Origin of the sequence: Xanthomonas sp. WHRI 7064 (assembly GCF_040202355.2) — a bacterium.
Lineage (GTDB): Bacteria > Pseudomonadota > Gammaproteobacteria > Xanthomonadales > Xanthomonadaceae > Xanthomonas > Xanthomonas arboricola.
On sequence record NZ_CP167821.1, the window covers coordinates 4830740 to 4856919 of the forward strand.

General features: G+C 66.9%; 20 protein-coding genes and 1 pseudogene. 4 read left to right on the forward strand and 17 right to left on the reverse strand.

Annotation, left to right across the window (positions count from 1 at the left end; all coding sequences use genetic code 11):
• Positions 1-132: 132 nt before the first annotated feature.
• From ABQY74_RS20540 to ABQY74_RS20600, 13 genes and pseudogenes are all read right to left on the reverse strand, one after another.
• Positions 133-339: pseudogene (locus ABQY74_RS20540) on the reverse strand (hypothetical protein); the annotation flags it as partial.
• A 583-nt stretch (positions 340-922) separates the two neighbouring features.
• Positions 923-1315, reverse strand: coding sequence for a DUF2628 domain-containing protein (locus tag ABQY74_RS20545; RefSeq protein ID WP_016902101.1), 393 nt, complete (start codon positions 1313-1315; stop codon positions 923-925).
• A 137-nt stretch (positions 1316-1452) separates the two neighbouring features.
• Positions 1453-3183 (reverse strand): diguanylate cyclase, encoded by a 1731-nt coding sequence (locus ABQY74_RS20550; RefSeq protein WP_372469989.1) that lies wholly within the window; start codon positions 3181-3183, stop codon positions 1453-1455.
• A gap of 142 nt (positions 3184-3325) precedes the next feature.
• Positions 3326-4504 (reverse strand): sugar diacid recognition domain-containing protein, encoded by a 1179-nt coding sequence (locus ABQY74_RS20555; RefSeq protein ID WP_046345186.1) that lies wholly within the window; start codon positions 4502-4504, stop codon positions 3326-3328.
• A 153-nt stretch (positions 4505-4657) separates the two neighbouring features.
• Positions 4658-5827 (reverse strand): glycerate kinase, encoded by a 1170-nt coding sequence (locus ABQY74_RS20560; RefSeq protein ID WP_349792753.1) that lies wholly within the window; start codon positions 5825-5827, stop codon positions 4658-4660.
• Between the two features lie 25 nt (positions 5828-5852).
• Complete coding sequence (locus tag ABQY74_RS20565) at positions 5853-7163, reverse strand: MFS transporter (protein ID WP_349792755.1); 1311 nt, start codon at positions 7161-7163, stop codon at positions 5853-5855.
• A gap of 472 nt (positions 7164-7635) precedes the next feature.
• Positions 7636-8892 carry a dipeptidase gene (locus tag ABQY74_RS20570; protein WP_349792757.1) on the reverse strand — a complete coding sequence of 419 codons (1257 nt, stop codon included), beginning with the start codon at positions 8890-8892 and terminating at the stop codon, positions 7636-7638.
• A gap of 121 nt (positions 8893-9013) precedes the next feature.
• Positions 9014-9490 (reverse strand): hypothetical protein, encoded by a 477-nt coding sequence (locus ABQY74_RS20575; protein WP_126967913.1) that lies wholly within the window; start codon positions 9488-9490, stop codon positions 9014-9016.
• An 82-nt stretch (positions 9491-9572) separates the two neighbouring features.
• A complete protein-coding gene (locus ABQY74_RS20580) occupies positions 9573-11699 on the reverse strand; it encodes an acylase (RefSeq protein ID WP_349792759.1) in 2127 nt (708 codons plus the stop codon).
• 11 nt (positions 11700-11710) lie between these two features.
• Entirely contained in the window at positions 11711-14473 is a 2763-nt protein-coding gene (locus ABQY74_RS20585) for a TonB-dependent receptor (protein WP_349792761.1), read from the reverse strand.
• Between the two features lie 156 nt (positions 14474-14629).
• Positions 14630-15598: a FecR domain-containing protein gene (locus tag ABQY74_RS20590; protein WP_104571589.1), complete on the reverse strand. Its 969-nt coding sequence runs from the start codon at positions 15596-15598 to the stop codon at positions 14630-14632.
• Positions 15599-15600: 2 nt separating this feature from the next.
• Positions 15601-16188 carry an RNA polymerase sigma factor gene (locus ABQY74_RS20595; protein WP_065046919.1) on the reverse strand — a complete coding sequence of 196 codons (588 nt, stop codon included), beginning with the start codon at positions 16186-16188 and terminating at the stop codon, positions 15601-15603.
• Between the two features lie 101 nt (positions 16189-16289).
• Positions 16290-16469: a DUF3088 family protein gene (locus tag ABQY74_RS20600; protein WP_326519985.1), complete on the reverse strand. Its 180-nt coding sequence runs from the start codon at positions 16467-16469 to the stop codon at positions 16290-16292.
• Here ABQY74_RS20600 and ABQY74_RS20605 point away from each other — a divergent pair.
• On the forward strand, positions 16389-17135 hold the full coding sequence (locus ABQY74_RS20605) for a hypothetical protein (protein WP_349793144.1): 747 nt from the start codon (positions 16389-16391) through the stop codon (positions 17133-17135). The two genes, ABQY74_RS20600 and ABQY74_RS20605, sit on opposite strands and share 81 nt — an antisense overlap.
• A gap of 225 nt (positions 17136-17360) precedes the next feature.
• Here ABQY74_RS20605 and ABQY74_RS20610 read toward each other — a convergent pair whose 3' ends face one another.
• Complete coding sequence (locus ABQY74_RS20610; protein ID WP_039518152.1) at positions 17361-17678, reverse strand: hypothetical protein; 318 nt, start codon at positions 17676-17678, stop codon at positions 17361-17363.
• A 31-nt stretch (positions 17679-17709) separates the two neighbouring features.
• Positions 17710-18876, reverse strand: coding sequence for a class I SAM-dependent rRNA methyltransferase (locus ABQY74_RS20615; RefSeq protein ID WP_024939159.1), 1167 nt, complete (start codon positions 18874-18876; stop codon positions 17710-17712).
• Between the two features lie 261 nt (positions 18877-19137).
• Between ABQY74_RS20615 and ABQY74_RS20620 the strand changes: the two genes are divergently transcribed.
• Complete coding sequence (locus tag ABQY74_RS20620) at positions 19138-20094, forward strand: TerC family protein (RefSeq protein WP_016901852.1); 957 nt, start codon at positions 19138-19140, stop codon at positions 20092-20094.
• Positions 20095-20450: 356 nt separating this feature from the next.
• The gene (locus ABQY74_RS20625; RefSeq protein WP_046346131.1) at positions 20451-21236 is read left to right on the forward strand and encodes a rhomboid family intramembrane serine protease; all 786 of its coding nucleotides are present in this window, start codon (positions 20451-20453) and stop codon (positions 21234-21236) included.
• An 86-nt stretch (positions 21237-21322) separates the two neighbouring features.
• Here ABQY74_RS20625 and ABQY74_RS20630 read toward each other — a convergent pair whose 3' ends face one another.
• Together ABQY74_RS20630 and ABQY74_RS20635 are read right to left on the reverse strand one after the other, a co-directional pair.
• A complete protein-coding gene (locus ABQY74_RS20630; protein ID WP_349792765.1) occupies positions 21323-22423 on the reverse strand; it encodes a glycerophosphodiester phosphodiesterase in 1101 nt (366 codons plus the stop codon).
• 247 nt (positions 22424-22670) lie between these two features.
• On the reverse strand, positions 22671-24971 hold the full coding sequence (locus ABQY74_RS20635) for a TonB-dependent receptor domain-containing protein (RefSeq protein ID WP_349792767.1): 2301 nt from the start codon (positions 24969-24971) through the stop codon (positions 22671-22673).
• A 194-nt stretch (positions 24972-25165) separates the two neighbouring features.
• On the opposite strand from ABQY74_RS20635, the gene ABQY74_RS20640 reads away from it, so the two are divergent.
• Entirely contained in the window at positions 25166-26026 is an 861-nt protein-coding gene (locus ABQY74_RS20640; RefSeq protein WP_349792769.1) for a phosphatase PAP2 family protein, read from the forward strand.
• Positions 26027-26180 lie beyond the last annotated feature (154 nt).

The window sequence follows — 26180 nt, forward strand, 5'->3', positions numbered from 1 at the left end:
ATGACGCGTGCCGACGCCCCAGACGCGGCGATCGGTCGATACCCGCCTGACGGCGGCTTGCGACAGGTGGGCAGCGGCTCAGAAATCGAACACGTATTCTGCCGCGATCTCGCGCCCGACCGGGCTGAGCAGGCGGCTGCGGATCTCCTCGGCGCCGATGATCTGCACCGGCGCCGGCCCTTCGGCCTGGACGCGCTTGATGCGCGAACCGGTCACGGTGACGGCATCGAGTTGTTGCAGGGCGCTGGCCTGCTGGGCCAGGGCGGACAGAGGCGACAGCAATGCGAGCAGCACGGCACGGGACAGCTGCTGCGGGCGACAACGGCGGTAATCGGTCATTCAAGCGTCTCGTCGGGGCGGTGGTACGACGGAAAGACTTCGTCCTTTCAAACACTTGCGGGGGAATGGCGTACTTGGATCGATCTAAATCCGGTACCGCTTTGTGCCATCGGTTGGCAAAGATTAAGCATTCCCGACCCACGGCTGCACACCGCGGCGCAGCAAAGTGTGCGGGGTCTTGCAGTTTTTAGGCGTTTCAGGCGTTTTAGGCGTTTGAATCAGGCTGTTGTGCGTGGCCGGGTGCTGCAGTTTTGAAACGTGTCAGTTGTGCTGACGGATGAGCTGGCTTGGGGGTGATTTGGCTGCGTTGCGCGCGGTTGGTTGAGAGGTACGCTTGGGCGTGTCGCGTATCAGGGAGCCGGACCCTCACCCCAACCCCCGCTCCGCGCCCCGGCCCGCGCTGGCAGCGCGGGCGCTCCCAGGCACGCGCGACGGTGGCGCGCAAGCTGAGCCTTATCGCCCCGGGGGGAGAGGGGCTTGGTTCCCGGGTGTGGTTGGCCCATAAAAAAAGCCCGGTCAGTGACCGGGCTTGGCGACGCTGGCGTGGCGGCGGGAGGGGCCGACGCACCGGTGACGCAGTTGCTCAGATCCAGCGCATGCCTTCGAACGGGTTCCAGCTGGTGCTGCCCTTCACCTTGTCCAGGTAATAGGCGTAGTTGGCGATCATGCCGGTCAACAACGACAGCGGCAGCCACAGCACATTCTGAAACGCGGCCGGCAGGAACGAGGCCACGATGCTCACCACGACGCTGATGCCGATCAGGCTCAACGCCTTGCGCCACAGGCCGATGATGAAGAAGTAGATGACGCCGAAGAAGAAGGCATAGAAGTTCATGCCGACCTTGACCTTCTCACCAAAGCTCAAGGTCTTCAGTGCGTTCTTGTAACTGGGGTCCTTGGGGCCACCGTGCCGGTCGAAGAAATCGAAACGGAACTGCCACTTGGGGCTGAGCTGGGTGCGATCGAAGGTGTCCATTCCAAACCATGTAGTTGAAAACGGTTACATGATAGGCGATCGCGTATTCACCGGACACGTCTGCGGGCGCCGGACGGAAGACGGGGTCAGCCGCCGATCAGCTTCGGCAGTGGCCGCTTGCAGCGGTGCAGCGCGCGTTATTCACGCTGGTCGCTGAGGCCGGTGCCGCGGCGCGCCCGGCGCAGCGCGTACAGCGAGTGGTCGGCGCGGTCGACCACTGCCGCCAGCGCCTCGCCGTCGTTGCGCAGGGCGGTGCCCAGGGTGAACCGGATTGGCGCCTCGTCGATGGCGGCCATGTAGTCGCGCACCAGGGCCGCCAGCTGCGGCTGGGTGGGTTGATGCAGCAGCACCAGGAACTCGTCGCCGCCCAGGCGGACCAGACGGTCCTGGGTGCGCAGCGGCTGGTTGAGGAACCAGGCCATCTGCACCAGCACCTCGTCGCCGCGCTGGTGGCCATGGGTGTCGTTGACCAGCTTGAACTTGTCCAGATCCACCACGATGCAGCCCCAGCGCACGCTGGGGTCGCGCTTGTCGAGCTCGTCCAGGAAACGGCGGTTGTAGCAGTTGGTGAGCGGGTCGGTGAACGACCATTCCAGCAGTTGCTTCTCCTGCTGGTACTGGTTGGTGATGTCCTGGGCATGCGCCAGCACGATGGTGGCGTCGGCCTCCACGTCCAGCACGTTGCGGTACTGCCAGTGGCGCAGGCTGCCATCGCTGGCGACCAGCTCGATCACGCCGGCGTCCTGGCCGTCTAGCACCATCCGCGACAAATAGCCGTGCAGGGCGGCATGCAGCTCGGGGCGGACGAATTCCAGCAACGAGCGGCCTTCCATGCCCTCCACGCTGCGGCCCAGCGAGCGTGCGGCGGCCGGATTGACGCTGATCAGGCGGCCATCCATGTCGTGGGTGCAGATCAGGCCCAGGCTGTACTGGAACATGTTGCGGAACTTGCGTTCGCTGGCGGCCAGCGCATCCACCGCGCGGTGGCGGTCGGTGACGTCCTGGATCGCGCCGATCAGGCGGGTGCGTCCGTCCACATGCTCCATCGAGCCGGTGCTGTGCACCCACAGCTGCCGGCCGGTGGCGCTGACCAGCGGCAGTTCCAGATCCCAGGGCGTGCCATCGCGCACGCAGGCCTCGACCGCCTCGGTGATCACCGCGCGCGCATCGAGCGGGTAGAAGCCGATCCCCTCGGCCAGGGTCGGCCGGTAGCCCGCCGGCAGATCGTGCAGGCGGCAGGTCTGGTCCGACCAGGTCAGGGTGCCGCTGGCCACATCCACTTCCCAGCCGCCGACGCCGGCAACCCGGCCGGTGCGCTCCAGGAACGCCTCGCTCTCGCGCAGGCGTTGCTGCAGCTGTTCGTTGGCGGCCTGGCGTTCCAGCATCAGCCGGCGCTGCTCCAGGCCTTCGGCGGCAACCCGGGCCAGCTGCTGCAAGGCGGCCAGTTGCGCAGGCTCCAGCGCGCGCGGGCGCTGGTCGATCACGCACACCGTGCCCATGCGCAAGCCGTCGGACAACACGATCGGCGCGCCCGCGTAGTAACGGATCCCCGGCGCATCGGTGACCAGCGTATTGTCGCGAAAGCGCGGATCGGCCGGCGCATCGCGTACTTCCATCACCGCATCGTCCTGGATGGTGTAGGCGCAGAACGCGAGTTCGCGTGGGGTTTCACTGGCGTCGGGCAGGCCGATATTGGCCTTCCACCATTGGCGATGTTCGTCCACCAGCGACACCAGCGCGATCGGCGTGCCGGCGATCGCCTGCGCGGCGGCGGCCAGCGCGTCGAAGAACGGCTCGGCATCGGTATCGACGACCTGCAACAGCGCCAGACGCGACAGCCGCTCGGCCTCGCGGGAGGTGGATGACACGACGGCGTCGCAGTGGCTCAATGAAATGCTCGCTTGGTCCCCCGGGCAATCCGCTCAGTCTAGCGGACCGAACATACCTGCTAACGCAGCGTTGCGTGCGCCATCGCACAGAAGATGCCTTGTGCGCAGCCCACACGCTCCGTCACTGGATGGGCTCGGTCCCGCTTGCCGCAGTGTCGTCGCGCATCTGCAGGGCCAGGTACAGGCGCACGCAGTCGTCGGTATTGCGCAGGTCCACGCCGCAGAGTTCCGCGATGCGCTGCATGCGGTAATCCAGCGTATTGCGGTGGATAGCCAGTGCCTTGGCGGTGGGCGCCATGCGCATGCCGGCGCCGAACCACACCGACAGCGTCTGCACCAGGTCGCCGCGCCGGTCCTGGGCCAGCAGCGCCTGCAGCGGCTTGCGCAGTTCCTCGGCCTGCCAGGCCTGACGCAGGTCGTCCACCAGCACCGGCAGGCGATGGTCGTCGTAGAAGAACGCATCGGCCTGCGGTGCGCGCGCCTTGCCGATGCGCATGGTGGTGCGCGCGATCTGGTGCGACAGCGCCAGCCCGCCGGGCTGCGGGAAGTATTGCCCCAGCGCGAGGCGGATCCGCAGCGGGCTACTGGCGCGCATGCGCTCGAGCAAGGTGTGGGCGCGACGGCGTTGTTCGTCCACATCCCAGTGGCCGCGGCGGTCCAGTGCGGGCTTGAGCACCACCAGTTCGTTGAGCGCGGTGGCGGCGATCAGGTTGCCGCGTTCGGGCGTGGACAGCAGTGTGTGCAGGCGCTGCAGTTCCACCAGCATGGCGTCCAGGTCGAGGGTGTCGCTTTCCACTTCGATCACCGCCGCCACGCGCGGCAGGTCGAGCGCGATGCCAAGCCGTTCGGCCCAGCCGGCCAGTGCCGGGGTCGGCCCATCGGCGCGGATCAGGCCGAGCGTGACTTCCTCGCGTAGGCGCGCATCGCGGGCCAGCAGGCGCAGCAGGCCGGCCTGTTCCAGCATCGCTTCGGCGGCCATGCGCACCAGTTCGGCCTGTTGCCCGATCCGCTGCGGGTCGCCGGTCAGCCCGACGCAACCGACGATGCGGCCATCGGCGATTAGCGGCAGGTTGACGCCCGGGCGCACCGCATCCAGCTGCTGCGCCAGTGCCGCATCGATCTCCACCCGTCCCTGCCTGGACAGCACCAGCAGCGCACCCTCGTGCAGCTGACCGATGCGCGCCGGCTCGCCGCTGGCGATGATGACGCCGGTGTGGTCCATCACATTGACGTTGCCGTCGATGATGGTCATCGCGCGGTCGACGATGGACTGCGCCAGGGTGCGGTCGAGCGTGAGCATGGGCGTGGGGTCTGTTGACGCGATCGGGGGAGGACACGGTGGCATGTTCGGTGCTGCGTGGCGGTGCAGCGCTCATGCATCAGGCGGGCAGCGCCAGTGGATCACGTGGCGACCGCGTGGCACAGCCTGCGCACGGCATCCCGCGCGCTGCCGTCAGCGCGTGGCTGCACGCGCAGGCAACTGCGCCAAGGCCCGGCCCACCTGCAGCGCGGCGGCCACATTGCGTGCGGCGATGCGCACATTGCTGGCGGCTTCGGCCAGCGCCTGCTCCACCGTGCAGGCGCGATGCACCACCGCAAACATCGCGTCGATGCCATGCCCATGCAGCAGCGCGGCGCCATTGCCCAGGCAACCGGCGATGGCGATCACCGGCTTGCCGTGTCGTTGCGCCACCCGCGCCACGCCCACCGGGGTCTTGCCATGCAGGCTCTGGCTGTCCAGGCGGCCTTCGCCGGTGATGACCAGATCGGCCTGGGCGACCAGCGCATCCAGCCCCAGCGCCTGCGCCACGATCTCCACGCCGGGCCGCAACTGCGCGCCCAGGTAGGCCACCAGCGCCGCGCCCAGGCCGCCGGCCGCACCGCCGCCGGGCAGGTCGTGCAGGCGCACGCCCAGGTCGCGTTGCAGCACATCGGCGTAGCGCTGCAGGTTGCTGTCGAGCTGGCGCACCATGCTGGGGGTGGCACCCTTCTGCGGGCCGAACACCGCCGAGGCGCCGGTCGGGCCGATCAGCGGGTTGTCCACATCGCAGGCCACTTCGAACTGGCAGTCCTGCAGCCGCCGGTCCAGGTCCTGGGTATCGATCCGCGCCAGCGTCGCCAGCGCGCCGCCACCGGGGCCGATCGACTCGCCCTGCGCATCCAGCAGCCGCACGCCCAACGCCTGCGCCAGGCCGGCGCCGCCGTCGTTGGTGGCGCTGCCGCCGATGCCGATGATGAAGCGGCGCGCGCCGGCATCCAGCGCGGCCAGGATCAACTCGCCCACGCCCGCGGTACTGGTGCGCAGCGGCGCGCGCTCGGTCGGCGGCACCAGTGCCAGGCCGCTGGCGGCGGCCATTTCGATCACCGCGGTGCGGCCGTCGCCGGTCAGGCCGAAGAACGCCTGCACCGGGGTGCCGAGCGGGTCGCTGACCGTGCAGTCGATCACCCGCCCGCCGGTGGCGGCCACCAGCGCATCGACCGTGCCTTCGCCGCCATCGGCGACCGGCACCTTGCGGTACTGCCAGTCGGGGAACACCTCGCGGAAGCCGGCCTCGATCTGGGTGGCCACCTCCAGCGCGGACAGGCTTTCCTTGTAGGAATCGGGGGCGATGACGATCTTCATGGGCACACTCGCTGGGACGGACGCATCACTGGTTCACCGCGCGTGCCGGCACCCGCAGCACCAGCGCGGCGCCCAGCAGCATGGCCCCGGCCAGCACGTACAGCGCCAGCTCAGTGCTGTGGGTGGCGTCCTTGATCCAGCCCACCAGGTACGGGCTGACGAAACCGGCGACCTGGCCGGTGGAGTTGATCAGCGCCAGCCCGCCGGCCGCAGCGGCGGCGGTGAGAAAGCCGTTGGTCAGCGGCCAGAACAGCGGCAAGCCACTGACCGCGCCCATCGTGGCCAGGGTCATGCCGAACAGGGCCAGAGCCAGGTTGTCGGTCACGCTGGCGGCGATGCACAGCCCGGCCGCCCCCATCAGCAACGGGATCACCAGATGCCAGCGGCGCTCGCGGTGGCGGTCGGCCGAGCGCCCCATCAGCAGCATGAACACCGCCGCGGCCAGGTACGGAATGGCACTCATCAGGCCGATCCGGGTCGGGTCGGTGACGCCGCTGCCCTGGATGATCGAAGGCAGCCAGAAGTTGATCGCATACACCCCGCTCTGGATGCAGAAGTACACCGTGCCCAGCATCCACACCGCCGGATTGCGCAGCACCGCGCCCAGCGAGGTGGAGGCGCCGGCCGGCTTGCCGGCTTCGTCGGCGGCCAGCGCGCGGGTCAGCGCCTGCTTCTCCTGCTGGTCCAGCCAGGTGGCCTGCTGCACGCCATCGCTGAGCAGGAACCACACCCCGATGCCCAGCAGCACGGTCGGCAGGCCCTGCAGCAGGAACATCCATTGCCAGCCGGCCAGGTCACCCTGCCCGGCCGAGAAATGGCCGAGGATCCAGCCCGACAACGGCCCGCCCAGCACGCCGGAGATCGGGATGGCCGACATGAAGACGGTCATGACCCGGCCATGCTGGGCGCGCGGAAACCAGCGCGTCAGGTACAGCACGATGCCGGGGAAGAAGCCGGCCTCGGCCGCGCCGGTGAGCAGGCGCAGGGTGTAGAAGCCGGCAGGCGTGCGCACGAACATCAGGCAGGTCGACAGCAGGCCCCAGCTGACCATCATGATCGCCACCCAGCGGCGCGCACCGATGCGCTGCAGGATCAGATTGCTCGGCACCCCGCAGGCCAGGTAGCCGATGAAGAAGATGCCCGCACCCAGCCCGTACACGGTCTCGCTCATGCCCAGATCGCCAAGCATCTGCAGCTTGGCGAAGCCCACGTTGACCCGGTCCAGGTAGTTGAACAGGTAGCAGACGAACAGGAACGGGATCAGCCGCCACAGGATCTTGCGGTAGGTCGGGGCCATGCCATCGGGGGGCGGCAGTGGCCGGGTGGCTTGGGTCATCGCACGCTCCAGCAGTCGGTGGGCCCACCGGCGCGCAGTGCTGGCACCGGCACCACACAGGGGTCGGCGCATTCTAGTTGGAGCTTTTTCCCGGAAGCATCGTCAGCCTGCTGTCTGTCTGCGGGCAGGCAGACGCCGGTTTTTGTGCGAATGCCCAAATCAGCCACAACCGCTCCCGGCGTGTGCCGGGCTCGGAACGCAATAGCAACCATGCTGTTGGTGCAAGGCTGGCCGCCCCGATGCTGCGACGGCGCCCCGCCCCCAACCACCTGGCTGACAACTAGCGCCGGCGCACTCCGCGCGCGCCAATCGGCCATCCGGCGAAGAAGCCCGCAGCAGCAACGCTGCCTTACCCCAGCCCTGCACCCACAACCAAGCCGGCGGCCACCACCAAGCCCGACGCAGCACCCAGCCCCGCACGACGGACCGCCTCGGCTTTGCGAATCCCGAATCCCGACTCCCCAATCCCGCTCTACCGATTCCCCACTCCCGATTCCCGATTCCCCACCGCATACGCCTGCGCCTGCCCCATCACCCGCAGCAGGTTGCCGCCCCAGATGCCGGCGATCTGCTGCTCGGTGTAGCCCTTGCGCAGCAGCCAGGCGGTGATGCGCGGCAGGTCGGAGACGTCTTCCAGGCCGACCACGCCACCGCCGCCGTCCCAGTCCATGCCGATGCCCACGTGCTCGGGCCCGACCACCTTGAGCACATGCTCCAGATGGGCGAAGAAATCCTCCTCGGTGGCGCGCTTGATCGGGTAGCGCGCATCCAGCTCCTTGAGCGCGGCGCTCAGGGCCGTGCCGTCGGCGATCTTGATGTGCTCCCAGCCGCCGTATTGCTCGGTCAGCGCCTTCTCGGCGGCCTTGCGCTCGGGGCTGGCGCCGCTGTCGACCAGATAGCCGCCGTAGGAATTCACCTGGATCACCCCGCCGTGCTCGGCCAGCACCTTCAGTCGCGCGTCGTCGATATTGCGCGGATGGTTAAACACCGCACGCGCGCCGCTGTGCGAGAGCACGATCGGCACCGGCGACAGTGCGATCAACTGGTCGAACACCGCATCGGAGGCATGCGATTGATCGATCACGATGCCCAGCGCCTGGGCCTGTTGCACCAGTTGCTTGCCGGCCGGGCTCAGGCCCTTCCACTCCGGCCCCTTGGGATCGGTGGCCGAGTCGGCGAACTCGTTGTTGAGAAAATGAACGGTGCTCATCAGGCGCAGGCCCTGCGCGTAATAGAAGCGCAGCAGCGTGGGGTCGGCCACCAGCGGGCTGGCGTTTTCCATGCTGATGTACACCACGCGCTTGCGATCGGCCTTGATGCGCGCGGCATCGGCGGGCGTGGTGGCGAAGGCGAAGCGCTGTGGTTGCGCGGCCAGCAGCGTGTGGATCTTCAACAGCCGCTGCAGACCGGCATCGCGATCGTCCAGGTGCGCGGCGGCACTGCGATTGCCCTGCGCGGTGTAGACCGCCCAGAAGCCGCCATCCAGCGCGCCTTCGACCATGCGCGGGTAGTCCACCTGCGACAGCCGGTTGCCGGCATGCGCCTGCAACACGTCGAAGTCGGGGCGCTCCAGATTGGCCGGCGTGTCCAGATGCGAATCCAGCGTGACCAGGCGCTGTTGCAGCGCCGTGGCGCGCGCTAGCTCGGCCTTGGAAAACTCCAGCGCGTGGCCGGGTGCGGCCACGGCCAGACTGAGCAGGATGGCGGTGCACAGGCGATGCAGGGTCATGGCAGCTCGCAGAAGATGGGGGTGCATCGATCATAGCTGCGCTTGCCTCAGCCGCTGCACGATCACTGGCTGTCGTGGCGCGTGGCCGCAGACATTGCTGCCCGCGACCACGCGCCAGTGCTCACTTGCGTTCGAAGAACTCGTGGTAGGCCTTGGATTTTCCTTCCGGCGACTTGCCCACGCCATTGCGGATCAGCGTCTTGCCGTCTGCGGAAAACGTCCAGAACTCGCCGACGATCACGTCGTCGTCCTTCATCTTGAGGATCTGGTAGGTGTCGGCGCCGGTCTTGCTCACCGCGATCTGGTTGAAGCGCGCCTGCTCGTTGAGCGGGCTGGGTTTGCCATCCAGCGTGGTGACGTAATCGACCTTGTACGGGGTCTGCGGCCGGGTAGTGTTGATGGAGTGGTATTCGATGCGGTTGTCGGAAAACTGCACGTTGATGGTCAGCCGCATGCCCTTGGGAAACTTGCCGTCGCTCCAGTTGGATTTGGATTCCACCAGGGTCCAGGCGCCGTCATGCGGATCGGCCGCAGACGCGGTGAACGTGGCGCTCAACGCCACGATGGCGAACAAGGCGGCGGTCGGAAAGGTGCGCATGGTCTGTGTCCTTGGATGCTGGGATGTCGGGCGGTGCTGTCGGGTAGCTGCTTGGAGTAGGGCGATCGTCGGAGGGTGATCGTCAGAAGTCGGTGCGCGATTCCAGGTGCTGTTCGACCTGCTCGCGGGTGGTCCACAAGGTGCGGAACTCGCCCCTGGACAGCAGCTGCAGCTGGTCGTTGATATGCGCCGAGCCGGGCTGGCTGGCATTGCCATAACTCATCAGGCCCTTGGCCTTGATCGGGGTGGAAAATTCCACCAGCGAGACCCAGGTTTCGCCGTGCTGCGGCAGGCGTTGGCCATCGGCATTGGGCGGGTTCCAGGTGATCACGTCGAACGCGCCGAGATTGCCGAAACCGCCGCGGCCGGGCACATCGACATCGCCCAGATGGAAGCGCGACACCTTGCCGTACGGGCGGTCGATGGCGCCATAGGCCTGCCTGGTGCTGGCAACGGCCTGCTTGAGCTGACGCAGCGCCAGCGCCGGGTCCTTCAGGCCGCTGGGCGTGGTCAGCGGAGCGTCCAGCGACCACGGCGTGGCATAACCTGCCTGCGAGAGGTAGCGCGCATCGCCGGTGAACAAGCGCGCCCATTCCTCGAACAGCAACGCGCCGCGGCTGTCGGCTTCGAAGTGACGGTCCCAGGCCTTGAGCACCTTGACCGCAGCGAGGATGTCCGGATCGGTGCTGTCTGCGGCGGCAGCGTACAGCTGCGGCAATGTGCGATCGGCCGCCAGCGCCTGCGCGGTGCGCTTGAGCGCCACCAACTGGTCGAAGTCGATGCTGTCGTGCTCGGCCAGCATCTTGACCGAGTTCTGCGCGCGCAGCGACATCGGCCCCGTCGGTGCGACATAGGCCGGGAATTTTTTTGGGTCAAGCACGCGCGGCCAACTGGCCAGCCACGGCGGGTCGTTGGTGTTCTGCACGAAACCGCCGGCCGGGTTGATCACCTTGGGTAGCTCGTCGTAGCTGTGCACATCGCGCCACAGGGTGGACGCGGTATCGCCCGGCACCAGCCCGCTCCAGTACTTCAGATCGCCCTGCGCATGCTTGGGCAGGATGCCGTTGTCCAGGAACAGCACGTTGCCGGCGTTGTCGGCATAGACGATGTTGAACATCGGCACCTGCAGTTGCTTGAGCGCGCGCTGGAACTGCGCAAAGTCCTGCGCCTTGCCCATGTCCCAGTACTGCTTGAGCATGTCGGGGCGATCCAGGCCGGCCACACGCAGCGCCACGGTGCTGCCGTCGTAACGCTGGAACACCGGGCCGTGCACCGACTGCCGCACCTGCAAGGTCTGTTCTTTCAGCGCGCCATCGGCCTGGCGGATCTTCAGCGTTTTGGTTTCCCGCTTGAACGGCAGCACTTTGCCGTCCAGCAGATAGCCCTCGCCCGACAACGTGAGTTTGTAGGTGGTCTGTCCCAGCAGCGTGTTCACCGTATTGGTGAAACCCAGTTGCTTGTTGAAGCCGAAGCGCAGGATCGGCAGGCCCACCTGGGTGGCGCCATACAGATCCACGCCCGGTCCGTTGAGATGCGCTTCGTAATAGGTGAAAAAGCCGCTGCCCCAGGGCAGATGCGGATTGGCCAGCAGCATGGCGTGGCCGTCGCGGGTCTTGCTCGGCATCAGCGCCCAGGCGTTGGAGCCGTCGCGGGCCTGGCCGTCCTTGGGTGGCTCGCCCAGCACCTTGGCCGGCGAGGCGATGTAGACGTAATTCATCAGCCGGTGCGCGTGCGCCACCACGTCCACGCCGGTGATCGGCAGTACCACCTTGACCTCTGCGTCCAGGGCCTGCGGGTGTGCGGCCGCGTAGTCGTTGATGCCTTGCGCGAATGCGTCCAGGTCGGCCCGAAAGCCCGGGGTCTGTTGTCGGTACCACTGCTGCGCGCGTGGGTAGACATCGTTGCTGGTCAGCCAGCGATCCTGTTCGGCGTACTTCTCGCCCCAGTATTCGGCGGCGCGGCCGCGTGCTTCGCCATAGAGATGCAGCAACAGATTGCCGTGGCTATGGGTCTGCGCCCAACCGAAGCCGTAGAAGGTGCCGGCTTCGGTCCTGGCATAGATATGCGGCACGCCGTAGCGGTCCCACAGGATTTCGCCGCTGTCCTTGCCGGCGCCGGTCGCCTGCGGGGCGCAGAACAATGCGATCAACAGCCCTGCGCAGAGGGAAGCGCTGCGCGCCTGCGCCCGCATCGAAGAAAGTCGCGGCACTGGATCACTCCTCAAAAGGTGTAGGTCAACTTGGTGTAATAGGACCCGCCGGTGAAGCCGTACGGCACGCTGGTGACGTAGAAACCGCTGCCGGTGCTGGCGACCGCCCCGATGTTCTTCGGGTATTGGTTGAACAGGTTGTTGGCGCCCAGCGTCCAGGTGATGCGCCCGGACAGTGCGTAGGACGCTTCCAGATCGGTGATCCATTTGGCCGGCACGTGCTCGTCGTTGGCCGGGTTGTTCTCCAGCACATCGAAACTGCCGAAGCGGTTGACGCGCACGTTGAGTGCGAAGTCGCCGATCACCCAGTTGCCGCCCAGCAACACCTTGCTGCGCGGGGTGCGCGACAGATAGCCGCGCGAGGCACGGTCGAACAGTTCGTAGCCGGCGCCCAGCGAGTCCAGTGCGGCCGGGTTGTCGGCGATGCGGGTGATCTCGGTGGTGTTGTAGTTGTAGCCCAGGTTCCAGTTGACCCGGCCCCAGTCGCCGGCCTCCATGCGCCAGGTCGCCACCACGTCCACGCCTTCGGTGCGGGTATCGATGGCGTTGGTGAAGTACTGCGCGCTGTCGACCCCGGACACGCCGGCGCGGGTGAGCAGGTCGGTGATCGCCGCACCGGTGATGTAGCCGGTCATGCCGATGCGGTCGTCCAGATCGATGCGGTAGGCATCCACGGTGAGGCTGAGCGCGCGCGAGGGGTTGTAGGTGAAGCCGATGCTGGCATTGGTGGATTCTTCCGGCTTCAGCGGTTCGGCGCCCAATGCCAGCGCGGCGGGGGAATCCACCGGCAGCGTCTTGGCCAGGAACAGTTCGCGATCGCCGTTGTCCAGCGTGCGCCAGCTGCTGTTGGTGGCCGCGTACAAGGCCTGCGCCAACGCGGGCGCGCGGAAGCCGGTGCTGGCCGCGCCACGCAGCGCGAAGGTGGGGGTGATGGCCCAGCGCGCGGTGAACTTGCCCACCGCGGTGTCGCCGGCCGAATCGTCGAAGCGCTCGTAGCGCCCGGCCAGGCCCAGCGACACGCTGTCGGCCACGTCCCAGGTCAGGTCGACATAGGCCGCGCCGCTGGTGCGATCCAGGCTGCCGGCCTCGTCGGGCTGGAAGGTGATCGCGCCCTGCGCGCCCGGCGGCGGTGCCTGCCCGGCACGCGGATGGCTAGCCGGAAACACGTAGTCACCGGCCGCATACGCCGCCTGCTCGCCGGCCTGGATCTGGTATTTCTCGTAGCGGTATTGCACGCCCAGCGACACCTGCAGCGGGCGCTCGGCCAGTTGCAGGCCGCGGGTGATGTCCAGGCTGGTGGCCCAGTCGGTGGAGGTCAGCTGGCCCAGATAGAACGCGGTGGGGCTGGTCGGTCCCAGGCTGGCGTTGAGCGTGTGCAGGCCGTCGCGTTCGGAGGCGTTGCGGCCGTAGCTGGTGGCCAGGTCCCAGTCCCACTCGCCCCACAGGCCCTTGATGCCGGCAGTGAACTCGTAATCGGTCTCGTCGATGCGCAGGCGCGGGCTGTAACCGTCCGGATAAATCTCTTGCAGCGTGTTGTTGGCGTTGGGATTGCGGAACGACCATTCCAGATCGCTCAGGCGGCGGCTGTAGGTCGCGTAGGAATAGCCACGCAGGTCGCCGCCCAGGCCGAGTTCGGCGTTATAGGACAGGTTAGCGCCCTTCTGCCAGGGCTGGCCGAAGTTGCGCGTGATCAGGCGGTCGGCGGTGGCCTCGCGCGGGTCCGGCTGGCCGTTGACCGGGTAGTACAGCCGGTAATCGTCGGCCACCGGCACTGCGCGATTGGAGGTCTGCTGATACCTGGCGTCGGCGGCCAGATAGACGAAGCCGTCGCTGCCCAGTGCCAGGCCCTTGCCGATGCTGGCGCTGCTGCTGTCGCCATCGGCGCGGTCGATGTTCTGGCCCCACAGGATGTCGGCCTTGCCACCCTCGGCATCGGATTTGAGAAGGATGTTGATGACGCCCGCGATCGCATCCGAACCGTATTGCGCGGCCGCGCCATCGCGCAGCACCTCGATGTGGTCCACCGCCGAGACCGGGATCAGGCTCATGTCCACCGGCACCGAGCCGCGCCCGACGATGCCGGCGATGTTGATGCTGGCAGTGCGATGGCGGCGCTTGCCGTTGACCAGCACCAGGGTGTGATCCGGATTGAGCCCGCGCAGCCCGCCGGTGGCGATCACATACGAGGTGCCGTTGCCGGATTTGGCTGGCGCATTGAACGAGGGCACCAGATCGTTGAGTGCCGCCAGCAGGCCCGGGCGACCGGTCTTTTCCAGTTCCGCCGCGCCGATCACATCAATCGGGGTGGGACTTTCGGTGACGGTGCGCTGCACGCCGCGCGCGCCGGTGACCACCACCGCATCCAGATTGCCGACGGCGGCATCTGCGGGTGGCGTGGACGCTGGTGGCGTGGGCGCGGATGCGTCCACCTGCGCATACCCCGTCCCCGGATGGCCGTGGAGCGCGGCCGTCAGCGGCTGCGCCGAGGCCAGCGTGATGCGCTCGCCATCGTCTTCGACCACGCTCAATCCGGTGCCGGCCAGCAACTGCCGCAAGGCCACGCGCGATTCCAGCGTGCCCTGCACGGCCGGCGTGCGTACCTGCTGCAGGTATTCGCCGGGTGCCACGATCTGCACCCCGGCCTGCCGCGCAAACTCCGGCAACGCCACCACCGCATTGCTCTCGGGGAGCGAGAAGGTGCGCCCCTGCGCTGACGCTGCCACCGCATGTCCCGCTGCCATCATCGCCACGGCGGTGCCGATGGCCTTGCTCAAACGCCTGCTTGCTGCCTGCATCACTGCTCTCCGCTGGCGCGCGTGCGCCGCTGTCCGGTCGTTGTCACCGTTGCTGTGTGGCCCCCTGTCTGTTGGATGCGTGGCCGCCGCTTTTCCGCCATCGACATCGCTGGTGGTGACGTGCAGCGCTGCACCTCACTGCGCGAGTGCGCCGCGCAGGTGGATGCCGCCACGGGTGTGTTCGATCTGCAGGCCCATGCTCAGCGCAACGGAGCGTGCAAAGCCTTCCGGATCGTTGGCCGAGTACAGGCCGACCACGGTGCGCCGTGCCACCGCGGGGTCGTCGATCAGGATGCGCATGTCGTTGTAGCGGGCGAATTCGGCAGCGGCCTGCGCCAAGGTGTCGCCGTCGAAGGCGATCATGCCCTCGCGCCAGACCAGCAATTGCTGCACGCGCCGTGCTGGCAGCGGCTGCACCTGCACCGCCCGCGTCGGGCTGACCATGGCCAGCATGTTGGCTGTCACCCGCTGCGGTGCGCGCTGGTCGGCTTCCACGTCGACGGTGCCTTCGCGCACGACGACCTTGACGGCATCGTCCTGCCGCCGGCGCACGCTGAAACTGGTGCCCACCGCGCGCACTTCCGCACCGGCCGCCATCACCACGAACGGGCGATGACGGTCCTTGGCCACATCGAACAAGGCTTCACCGCGCAGCAACTGGACCTGGCGACGGGCGGCGCTGAACTCCACCACCACTTCCGAGCCGGAGTTCAGCGTCACCGCCGAGCCGTCTGCCAACGGCAGGCGCAATACCTCGCCGATGCGGGTGAGGTGATGGCCGCTGCCGGGCGCGCGGTGGTCGGGCACGGCCTGCTGCAGTGCCAGCATGCCGGTGGCCGCAGCGACCACACAGGCGGCCAGTGCGGCCAGCCACCTGCCGCGTCGATGCGTGCGCCGTGAACGCGTCGCTTCCGCGCCAAAGCCCTGCCCCAACGCACGCGCGCGATCGAAATGCAGGTGCACCGCGTGCGCACGTGCATAGGCACCGCGATGGCGCACGTCTTCGGCCAGCCAGCGGTCGCGCTGCATGCGCTCGGCCGGCGTGAGCCGGTCGCCGTCCTCGCGGCCCACCCAGGCGGCGGCAATGTCGTCGATGCTGCGCATGCTCAGCTGCCGCGCTGCGGATCGGCCAGGCGCGTGGCCGGCGCGGCCTGGCCGGCAGTCGGTGCGGGTGCGGGGGTGCGGCCCATCCGCGCCATCAGCAGCCGCAATCCCTTCACGATGTGTTTTTCCACGGTGTTCTCGCTGATTCCGAGCCGCGCGGCGATCTCGCGCTGCGACAGGCCATCGACCTTGCGCAGCAGAAACACTTGGCGGCATTTGTCCGGCAGTGCCGCCAGCGCTTCGCCGATGCGGCGCAGCTCCTGACCGGCAATGGCGTGGCGCTCGGGTGAACGCTCGTCCTGTGTGATGTCCAGGCGCTCGATTTCCGCCACGCTTTCGATCGAAACAATTCTGGCGCGCCGCACCTGCTGCAGCAGCACCGACTGCGCGGCGGTGAATAGATAGGCGCGCGGGTTGGCGATATGGCCCACCTCGCCCAACCCGGCGAGGATGGCGTAGGTCTCCTGGATGACATCGTCGCAATCGACGTTGCCGGGGGCGTGCTTGCGCAGCCAGCGCCGCAGCGCCGGCTCGTGCGGTAGGATCTGCGTCGCCAACCAGGCGGCGCGCTGGGAATCGATGGCCGGCATCTAGGACGCGGCCGCTGACGTGCCCGCACGTCGAAGTGAGGAAGTCATTGCGTTCTCCGGGGGGTTCGAGCGAATGACCTGCTCTTCAAAGGCACGATGCGTCAGCGACGCAACTCCGCCATGCCCTGTGACGGGTGGTTCGCTGCGATGGCACTACCCGCGCAGCGCGCGCTGCAGGTCACCAGCGTGGGCAGCGTTTGGTGACTTTCGCCGACCAGGCCGATCACATCGCGACGCGGCCGCGGGGGGCCGATCCGGCGCACCTCCAGCCGGCCGCGCACTCCGTCGATGCCCGACAACGCAGCTTCCAGCAACCCAGCCATGGCGACAGAAGAAGCGTCGGCCGGCCTGCTTGGGATCTTCGAAGTCGTGCTCCAGCAACAGCAGAATCGGTTTGGCGCTGGACAGCGCGGAGGTGGACACATCGGACATGGCGGTGGCGTCCTCGCTGCGTGGAAGCATCGATCGCGATCGCTGCGGGTGTGTCCAGCCTGGTGACCGCCGCCGCGCAGATCGCGGCAGACATCGACAATGTCCGCTCAGATGCGGCCAACGAAATGGCCGTTGGCAATGACCTGACTGCTTTGGGTTATGCAGGCGCGCCACGCACCAGGGCGCGCTGCCACGCGGATGGCCACGCCATGGCGATGGGCGGCACCGTGCAGGGCAATGCGGTACCTGGCGGTCTGACTGGATGGCATCCGGGCGCAACGATCGGCGCCGATGCGCAGGCCAATACCGTCTTCATGAGGCCGGGCGCGTTCGCTGCGGTCAACATTGCCGGCGCCACGCAGGTGTGTGGCGATGTCGAATTGCGCGAAGGCACCACGCCCACCCAAGGCATGTTCTACGGCTACGCCGATGGCGCGGCGATGCGTAATTTCGAGTTCGGTGCCGATCTGCGCCAGGCCGTGCTGGAGATCACCGCGCGCCCGGTGGCTTGGTGATCGGTTGCCGCTGCAGCTGGAACCCACCGCAGGTCATCGCCTGATGTGACCGATACGCGCAGGCCGCATATGGCCTGCGACACGCGGTATGTCGCGCGGCTGGCAGAAGCGATCAGACGTTCAAAATGGGGCTGCTCACAGCGCTCAGCATGCAAGCGATTTGATCTGGCTTGGGCGCAATCCATCGCACGCGCCCGATCGGCGCGCAGTGGTATTGCGGGTCGTTCAATCGCCCAGTTCGGCCAGGCGCGCGCGCACGCTCTCGACATCGACGTGCTCGCGCACGTGCAGCCACTGCCGCGCCCATACCGAGCGCAGCACGATCCAGGCACCGAGCACGCCCAGGCAGGTCGAACCCAGCGCCAGCAGCAACGGATGCAACGGCGAACCGTTGCCGGTCTGGAACAGGTACATGAAGGCGCCGGCGAACAGCAGCCACACGCCGAACACCGGCCAGTTGCTGGCCAGCAGACTGGCATGGGGCCGCTCGATCTCGCGCAGCAGCCGGCTCAGCGCCTTGCGTTCCTCATCGTCCGCTGTCATCGACTGGCCGCTCCAGGGGTTGATCGCCGCGCTAGATCACGCGGCAGAAAACAGCCTTCAGATAGCGCGATTCCTGCACGTGCGCCATGAACGGGTGGTCCGGGCCGGCACCGGCCACCTTCAGGATCTGGATGGTGCGCCCGGAGAAATACGAGGCGCGCCGCAGCATGTCCAGAAACTCCTGCTCGGCCACCAGCCCGGTGCACGAGAAGGTGGCGAACAGGCCACCGGGCTTGACCACGCCCAGCGCCAGCTTGTTCATGTCCAGGTACTTCTTCAGCGCCGGAATCACCTGCTCGCGGTCGCGGGTCATCTTGGCCGGGTCCAGGATCACCACATCGAACTGCTCGCCGCGGTTGGAGGCATCGCGCAGCCAGGGGAAGATGTCGGCCTGCACGAACTTCGGCCGCACATTGTTGAGCTTGGCGTTGCCCTTGGCGATGGCGATCACGTCCTCGTCGATGTCCACACCCAGCACCTCGGACGCGCCGCGCGCAGCCGCATACACCGCAAAGCCGCCGGTGTTGCAGCACAGGTCCAGCACGCTCTTGCCTTCGACCTGCTCGCTCAGCCACTGGCGGTTCTCGCGCTGGTCGGCGAAGAAGCCGGTCTTGTGCGCACCGGCCGGGTCGGCGCGGAACTTGATGCCGTACTCGGTGATCACCGACGCTTCGGTGGTGGTGTTGCCGTGGAAATCGAAGCTTTCCTGCTTCTGCACGTGTTCGTCGGCAAAGCTGTGGAAGCGGCAGCCCGGGAACTGCTCGCGCAGCGCCTCGTAGATCCATTCGCGGTGGCGGAACATGCCGGCGGCGAAGAACTCCACCACCACCAGGTCGCCATAGCGGTCCACCACCAGGCCGGACAGGCCGTCGCCTTCGCTGTGCACCACGCGCCAGGCATCGGACACCGCGTCGAGTTTGAGCCAGTCGCGGCGCAGGCTCACTGCCGCGGCGATCTTGCGCGAGAACCAGCCCGCATCCACCGGCACCGCCTGGTCGGTCTCCAGGATGCGCACGGCGATGCGCGAATGGCCGTTGTAGAAGCCGCGGCCGACCCACTCCCCGTCCACGCCGACCACATCGACGATGGTGCCGGGTTTGGGCTTGGCGGCGGGCTTTTCCACCAGCTTCTGGAAGATCCACGGGTGGCTGGAGCGCCACGCATTCTTGAGTCGGACGACGGGGACAGGAGTATTCATCCGCCCATTGTATCCGGCTGGATTGACGTGCCTGCCCCGGGCACGCAGAATCGGCTGCAGAAGGGGAGTAGCTCCCAGCGTTGTCGCCGTCATGACGAGCCCTGCCATCAGGCGCTCCGGTGCAACGGCAACCGGCCCGGCCGGTTGTGAGCGAGACCTTCGCCGCGCAGGCGAAGGTCCGTCACCCGGAATCCACGATTTCCGTGTCACAAGGCCTCAGCCCACCGGCTGTCCAGGTCGTTTCACTTTCGGGATTCTTTTATGCAAACCATTGGCAATGTCTGGTTATGGGGCGGCTTCGCGATCGTGGTGATCGTGGCGCTGTTGGTCGATCTGGTGCTGATGCGCCACGGCGGTGCCCACAAGGTCACCTTCAAGGAAGCCACCTGGTGGAGCATCGGCTGGGTGCTGCTGGCGCTGGCCTTCAACGCCGGCCTGTGGTGGTACCTGCAGGGCAGCATGGGCGATGCGGCGGCCGACCGCATCGGGCTGGAGTTCCTGACCGGCTATCTGGTCGAGAAATCGCTGGCGGTCGACAACATCTTCGTGTTCCTGATGGTGATGACCTACTTCGGCGTGCCCGAGGAGCAGCGCCAGCGCGTGCTGATCATCGGCGTGCTGGGTGCCATCGTGCTGCGCGCGATCATGATCTTCGCCGGTTCGGTGCTGCTGACCAAGTTCCATTGGCTGCTGTACGTGTTCGGCGCCTTCCTGCTGCTGACCGGCATCAAGATGTGGTTCTCCGCCGGCAAGGAGCCGGACCTGGAAGCCAACCCGGTGCTGCGCTGGATGCGCGGCCATCTGCGCCTGAGCCCGCAATACCACGGCCATGCGCTGAGCGTGATCAAGGACGGCAAGCGCTGGTTCACCCCGCTGTTCGTGGTGCTGATCCTGATTGCGGTGATCGATGTGATCTTCGCGGTGGACAGCATCCCGGCGATCTTTGCGATCACCACCGACCCGTTCATCGTGCTGACCTCCAACGTGTTCGCGGTGCTGGGCCTGCGCGCGATGTTCTTCCTGCTGGCCGGCATGGCCGACCGCTTCCACCTGCTGCCGTACGGCCTGGCGGTGATCCTGGTGTTCATCGGCACCAAGATGATGATCATCGATCTGTACAAGATCCCGGTGCTGGTCTCGCTGGCGGTGGTGATCGTGATCCTGGTCTTCACCATCGTGCTGAGCCTGCTGCGGCCGCCCAAACCGGCTCGGCACTGAGGGGCTGGGAGTCGGGAATCGGGATTAGGGAATCGGGAACGGCAGCGCCGCGTGCGCTGCTCGCATCCAAGCGCACCGACCAATTCGACGAGTCCTTGCCTGCTCACCGTCGCGGGACCTTACGCGGCATGGATGCCGCGTAAGCGCCTACAGGGACGTACTTGCGGCGTGGCCCGCGAGGGTGGGCGGGCAAGGGCCCTGCGGCCAATCGGTGTCGCGCCTCAGCGACCTGAGTGATGCCACGCGAGACGCTGCGCCAATCAGCGGTGGCGGAGCTGGATTATCCCGTCGTCGGGCCTGCTTATCCCGCGCCGGACAGGCTTGTAAAACATCCGCGCGACGCCATCCGTGAAGGCATGACACCGCATCCTGTTGCCGCCGACGCCACCTCGCAAGATCGCCTGGATCGTTCCCGGGTCTTGCGTGCCTTCAACTTCAGCCTGGCCGCCGTGCTGCTGCTGGTGGCGGTGTTCACCGCCCAGGGCATGTTCGACTGGCGCGCCTGGGCGGTGGCACCGCTGCAGGCCGACGGCCTGCTCGGCATCCTCACCGCGCCGCTGCTGCACGGCTCGCTCGCGCATCTGGGCGCCAACGCCGCCGCGCTGCTGATCCTGGGCACACTGGCCGGCAGCGTGTATCCGCGTGCCACCGCCCTGGCGCTGCCGTTGCTGTGGCTGGGCTCGGGGCTGGGCGCGTGGTTGCTGGGCGAGCCCGGTAGCCGGCATCTGGGCGCCAGCGGCGTGACCCACGGGCTGATGTTCCTGGTGTTCGTGCTGGGCCTGCTGCGCCGCGACCGCCCGGCGATTGCCACCAGCATGATCGCCTTCCTGTTCTACGGCGGCATGTTGCTGACCATCCTGCCGCACGAGGCCGGCGTGTCCTGGCAATCGCATCTGGGCGGCGCGGTGGCCGGCCTGATCGCCGCGCTGCTGCTGCGCCTGCGCGACCCGCAGCAGGCCAGGCCGCGATACAGCTGGGAAGACGAGGACGAAGACGCCGCCTGGGAGATCAGCAACGCCGAACGCGACGTGCTGGAACCGCCGCCGCCACGCCAGGTGCCGGTGCTGTGGCAGCGCCAGGAAGACGGCTCGCAGAACGTGGTGCTGCACTTCCCGCCACGCGAACGGCCACCTGGGACGTAGGAGCGCGCTTGCGCGCGATGGAGCGTTATCGGGAACGCCCCATCGCGCGCCAGCGCGCTCCTACAGACCGCATATGCCTCCAACGGTTAACGCGTTGCACGCTCGCTCAACGCACGCCGTGCCAGGCCCGGATCGTCGGCAAAGAACGCATCGATACCGGCATCCAGATAGGCCTTCAACTCGACCAATGCACCGGCCTCGTTACGCTCGGTCACCGCAGCACTGCTGCGGTTGTTGGCGGCCAGGAAATAATTCTCCGGGCGGAAGGTATACGGCTGCACCTGCAGTCCTGCCGCATGCGCGTCGTGCACCAGGCTGGTCGGCGTGCCCAGGCGCTGCTGCGCATCCAGCGGAATGATGCTGCGGATGTCCGGGCCGATGGCATCGGCATAGCTGGCGACCTGTTTCAGCCCCTCGGGCGTGATCATCTGCGCGTAGGTGCGTGGCGCGTTGCCTACGGCCGCATCGGGCAGCGCCATCTGCGCGCCGCCCAACAGCTGCAGCAAACGGATATTGCTACTGCGCCCGATCTTGCCGCGCAGCTCACGCAGGTTGCCAGTCTCGAACGACTGGATCACCACAGGCGCGGTCTGCGTGTAGGCATGCGCACGCAGGCTCGCCAGCACCTTGTCTTCCATCGCCAGATTCAGCCCGCTGAAATAGCTCGGGTGCTTGATCTCCGGAATCAGCCCGATCGTGCGCCCGGTCGCTGCTGATTCGGCCGCGACAAAATCGATGATCTCGTCGAAGGTGACGATCTGAAACTGCCCATCCCAACGCGTGCCGCGCAACTGCGGCAACCGCTCGCGCGCGCGCAAGGTCTTCAATTCGGCAAGAGTGAAGTCTTCGGTGAACCAGCCTTCCATCGCCTGGCCATCGATGGTCTTGCGGGTCTTGCGCGCGGCGAACTCCGGGTGGCTGGCCACATCGGTGGTGCCGCCGATCTCGTTCTCATGACGCGCCACCAGCACACCATCCTTGGTGGACACCAGGTCCGGCTCGACAAAATCGGCGCCATCGACAATCGCCTTGGCATACGAGGCCAAGGTGTGTTCCGGGCGCAACGCGCTGGCGCCACGGTGCGCAAAGATCTGCACCGTCTTCGCCAACGGCGCCTCTGCCAATGCGGGCCCGCTCATGCCGACCATCATCGCCCCCAACACCAACGCACGGTGGAACTGCATCATGCCTTTCTCCAACAAAAAAGCAGCCATCAACACCACCGCGTCATCGCCAGGCGAGCGCGGCCGATGAGCGAGGCGGGATGCACGACCTTGCATCCCGCACCTCCACATCGTCGCACCCGCCCGACAATCACCCGCCAGATCTTGCCAGCCACTCTAAAACCATCCACATCGATCGCCACCGGAAATCAGTCAGCAGCCACAAGACCCGCTGTTACCAATCCCCAATCCCGACTCCGCAATCCCTAACTCAGAACTTCGCATCCAAGGTCAAAAACACCTGCCGCGGCGCGCTGGCATGGAATGCCAGCTGACGGCCATTCGGATCGCTGTTGGCGAACGCGGTGAGGTTGGACGCATAGCGCTTGTCAGTGAGGTTGGTCACGTTGAGCGAGAGCTTGAGCCCCTGCAGCACGCCGGCCTGGCCGAAGTCGTACCCGGCGCCCGCATCGAACGAGGTGTAACCGCCGAAGCCCTGGTCGTTGGTATAGGTGTAGTAGCGCTGGCCGGTGTACTTGCCGCGCAGGTTGATGTTCCAGTTGGCGTAGTTGAAGGCGATTTCGCTGGCAAACATGCGCTTGGGCGTATCCACCGTGGTCTTGCCGGCAGTCGGAATGATCACCCCGTTCTGCACGTAGTTGTCGTCGTAGGTCGAGCGGTTGATCGAGGCCGAGTTGTACCACTGCAGGTAGCTGGTCGGCTTCCAGATCACGGTCAGTTCGCCGCCGCGGCTGCTCACCGAGCCCACGTTGAAGAAGCGCGTGGTGCAAGCCGGCGTGGTGCCCTGCTGGATGCTGGCGCAGGGATTGAGCGAGAGCAGGCGGTTGTCGAAGGTCACGTCGTAACCCACCAGCGAGGCTTCGAAGCGGTCACGCACGAAGCGGTAACCGGCTTCCACGGTGCGCGACTTCTCCGGCTCCAGTGCGCCGACACTGGCATCGAAGGAGGCCTGCGTCACCAGCAACGGACCACCGGCGCCGCCGCCCTGGAACGCGGCGATGTTTTCCGCGTACGAGGCGAACACTTCCTGCCCGTCTGCGATGCGATAGCCCAGACCGACCTGCGGCAGCACTGACTCGCTGGCCTTGATCGAGCCGGTCGCCACCGGCGCTTCCACCGCCAGCCCCGGCGTTTCGCGTGCGGTCATTTCGGTGCTCGGGCTCTTGATACCCAGATCCACGCTCAGGCGCTCGTCGAGGAACTTGAAGTTGCCCTGCACATAGAACTGCCGCGTGGTGATGATGTAGTTCTGCGAGAACAGCCGGCGATCGGGATCCTGCAGGAACTTGTCATCGCTGACCGGCCCGTCGATCCAGTAGAAATTGCGCTCCACATCGTGGTGATTGCGCTCATACCACAGCCCGGCTTCGAGATGATGCGGGCCCAGGTTCCAGCCGAGCGAGGCGATGCCGCCGGTGCGGTTGATCCAGTAATTGGTGCTGCGGATGGAGATCGGCAATGCCTGCGGCGTGCCCGGGTTGGACGCCTGGCCCGGCGACCACCAGTGGCCCTGACCCTTGTTTTCGTGGTGGTAGACCTGGGTGTGCAGGCTGATCGCATCGTTGGGCTGGAAGTCGCCGGCCACATAGAACAGATCGTCGTCGCGCAATGCGCGGCTCTGGTAATAGGCATCGTCGACATTGTCCACGCCGCCGCTGAAGCCGCAGCGCGCCGCATTGCGCGTGGCCGGTGCGCAGTAAGCCGCGGCCAACGCACGGTTCCAGTCCGGTGCATACAGGTTCCAGTCCCAGCCCAGGCCACGCGCCATGCCGCTCTTGGACAGATACGAATAATCGGCCTGCGAGGTCCGCGAGGTGTCGGCGAACGCGGTCAGCTTGCCGCCATCGAACTGGTACACGCCCTTGGCATTGAACTGGCGCGTGGTGGTCGGCGACTCCGGGCGCGCCCACATGTCGGCTTCGGCATTGATGCCGGACAGATACGCCGAAAACCCGTTGTAGTCGCCGGTGTCCACGCGCAGGAAGGTGCGGCGATTGGCATCGGAGCCCACCGTCTGCGACAGCTGCCCGCCGAACACGCTGGACGGATCGGCCGAGTAGTACTGGATGGTGCCGCCCAGGTTGCTGGTGGACGCGGTGCCCAGTGCGCCGATACCCGAGGCCAGCTCCACGCCGCCGAAGTTTTCCGCAATCAGGGCGCGGCTGATATTGAGGCCGTTGTAGTTGCCGTAGGCGTTGTCTCCCAGCGGCAGGCCGTCGAGCGTATAACCCAGGCGCGTGCCGTTGAAGCCGCGCAGGCTGATCGTCTGCGACTCCTCGTTGGCGCCGAAGGCATCGTTGGATTGCACATTGACGCCCGGCATGCGGTTGAGCAGCTTCTGGATGCTGGTGCCCGGCGGCAACACCGGAATGTCCTGCTGGGTGATGCGCTGCACCTGACGCGTTTCGCCCTGGCCGATCACCGAGACCGCGTCGAGTTGCTGCACGGTCGTGCCGGTGTCGGCAGTCACCTCGGGATCGGCGGCATGGGCGGCCGGCGACAGCACGAGCGCGGTAAGGACGGCGGCACTTAACAGATGGGTCTTGGGCATGAGCGGCAGGGGGACGAGTCAAAAGATGACGGCAAGCGTGCGACAGCCGTCTTGCGCCGATGCGACCGGGACATGACAGTGCTGCGACAGCGGCTGCGCATTGCGCGCCGCAGCTGCGTTGCGCTGGCATGCAGATGTCATCTGCGCGTCGTAATCTGCGCCCTCATCCATCCGTGTTGTCCGAGGGTTGCTCCATGTCCGATCGCATTGCTCGCGCTTGTTCCCGGACGCTGACCAGCGTCGCCATCGCGGTGTTGGCGGTGGGATGCGGCAGTGCAAGCGCGCGCGACAAGGGGGCCCCGACGGGCTCGGTGATCGCCACCGATGCACATGGCTACCTGGAAAAAGCACAGGTGCCCGACAGCCTGCGGCTGGTACCGCCACCGCCACAGGACGGCAGCGCCGCGCTCGCCAACGATCAGGCCATCGCCACATCCATGCTCGCCCTGCGCGGCACACCGCGCTGGGACCTGGCCACGCAGGACGCTGCGCTGACGTTCCCGGCGGCCGCCAATCACTTCAGTTGCGCGCTCGGCATCCAGATCGACCAGGCGCACACCCCGCACCTGCTGCGCCTGCTCGAACGCAGCATGCGCGACGCCAGCACCAGCACCAGCGCAGCCAAGGCCCGTTACCAGCGGCCACGCCCGTTCATGCGCAACGACCAGCCGATGTGCACGCCCGACGACGACGCGGCGCTGCGCAAGAACGGCTCCTACCCCTCCGGCCACACCGCCATCGGCTGGAGCTGGGGCCTGATCCTGGCCGAGCTGGCACCCGCCCAGCGCGACGCCCTGCTCGCCCGCGGCCGCGCCTTCGGCGACAGCCGCCTGGTCTGCAACGTGCACTGGCAGAGCGATGTCCTGCAGGGCCGCATCATGGGCGCCGCCACCGTCGCCGCCCTGCACGACAACCCCGAGTTCCAGAAGGATCTAGCCGCTGCGCGCCGCGAGATCGACAAGGCACGTGCAAAGCAACCTCCCACCGCCGCGGCATCGCCAGCATGCGATGCCGAGAACGCGGCGTTGCAGACGGTGTTGCCGGGTGTGATGTGACGCGTTTTGCGGCGCAGTTGCGGACACTCGCTTTGAGTTTCGGTATCGGTATGTGACCCGCTGTACAAGCATTGCGCTTGTCGCCGTCCCTGATCCTTGATCCTTGATGCAGAACACCAACAGCCAGCGTCTGCATCGGCTCGTCATGCGTCGC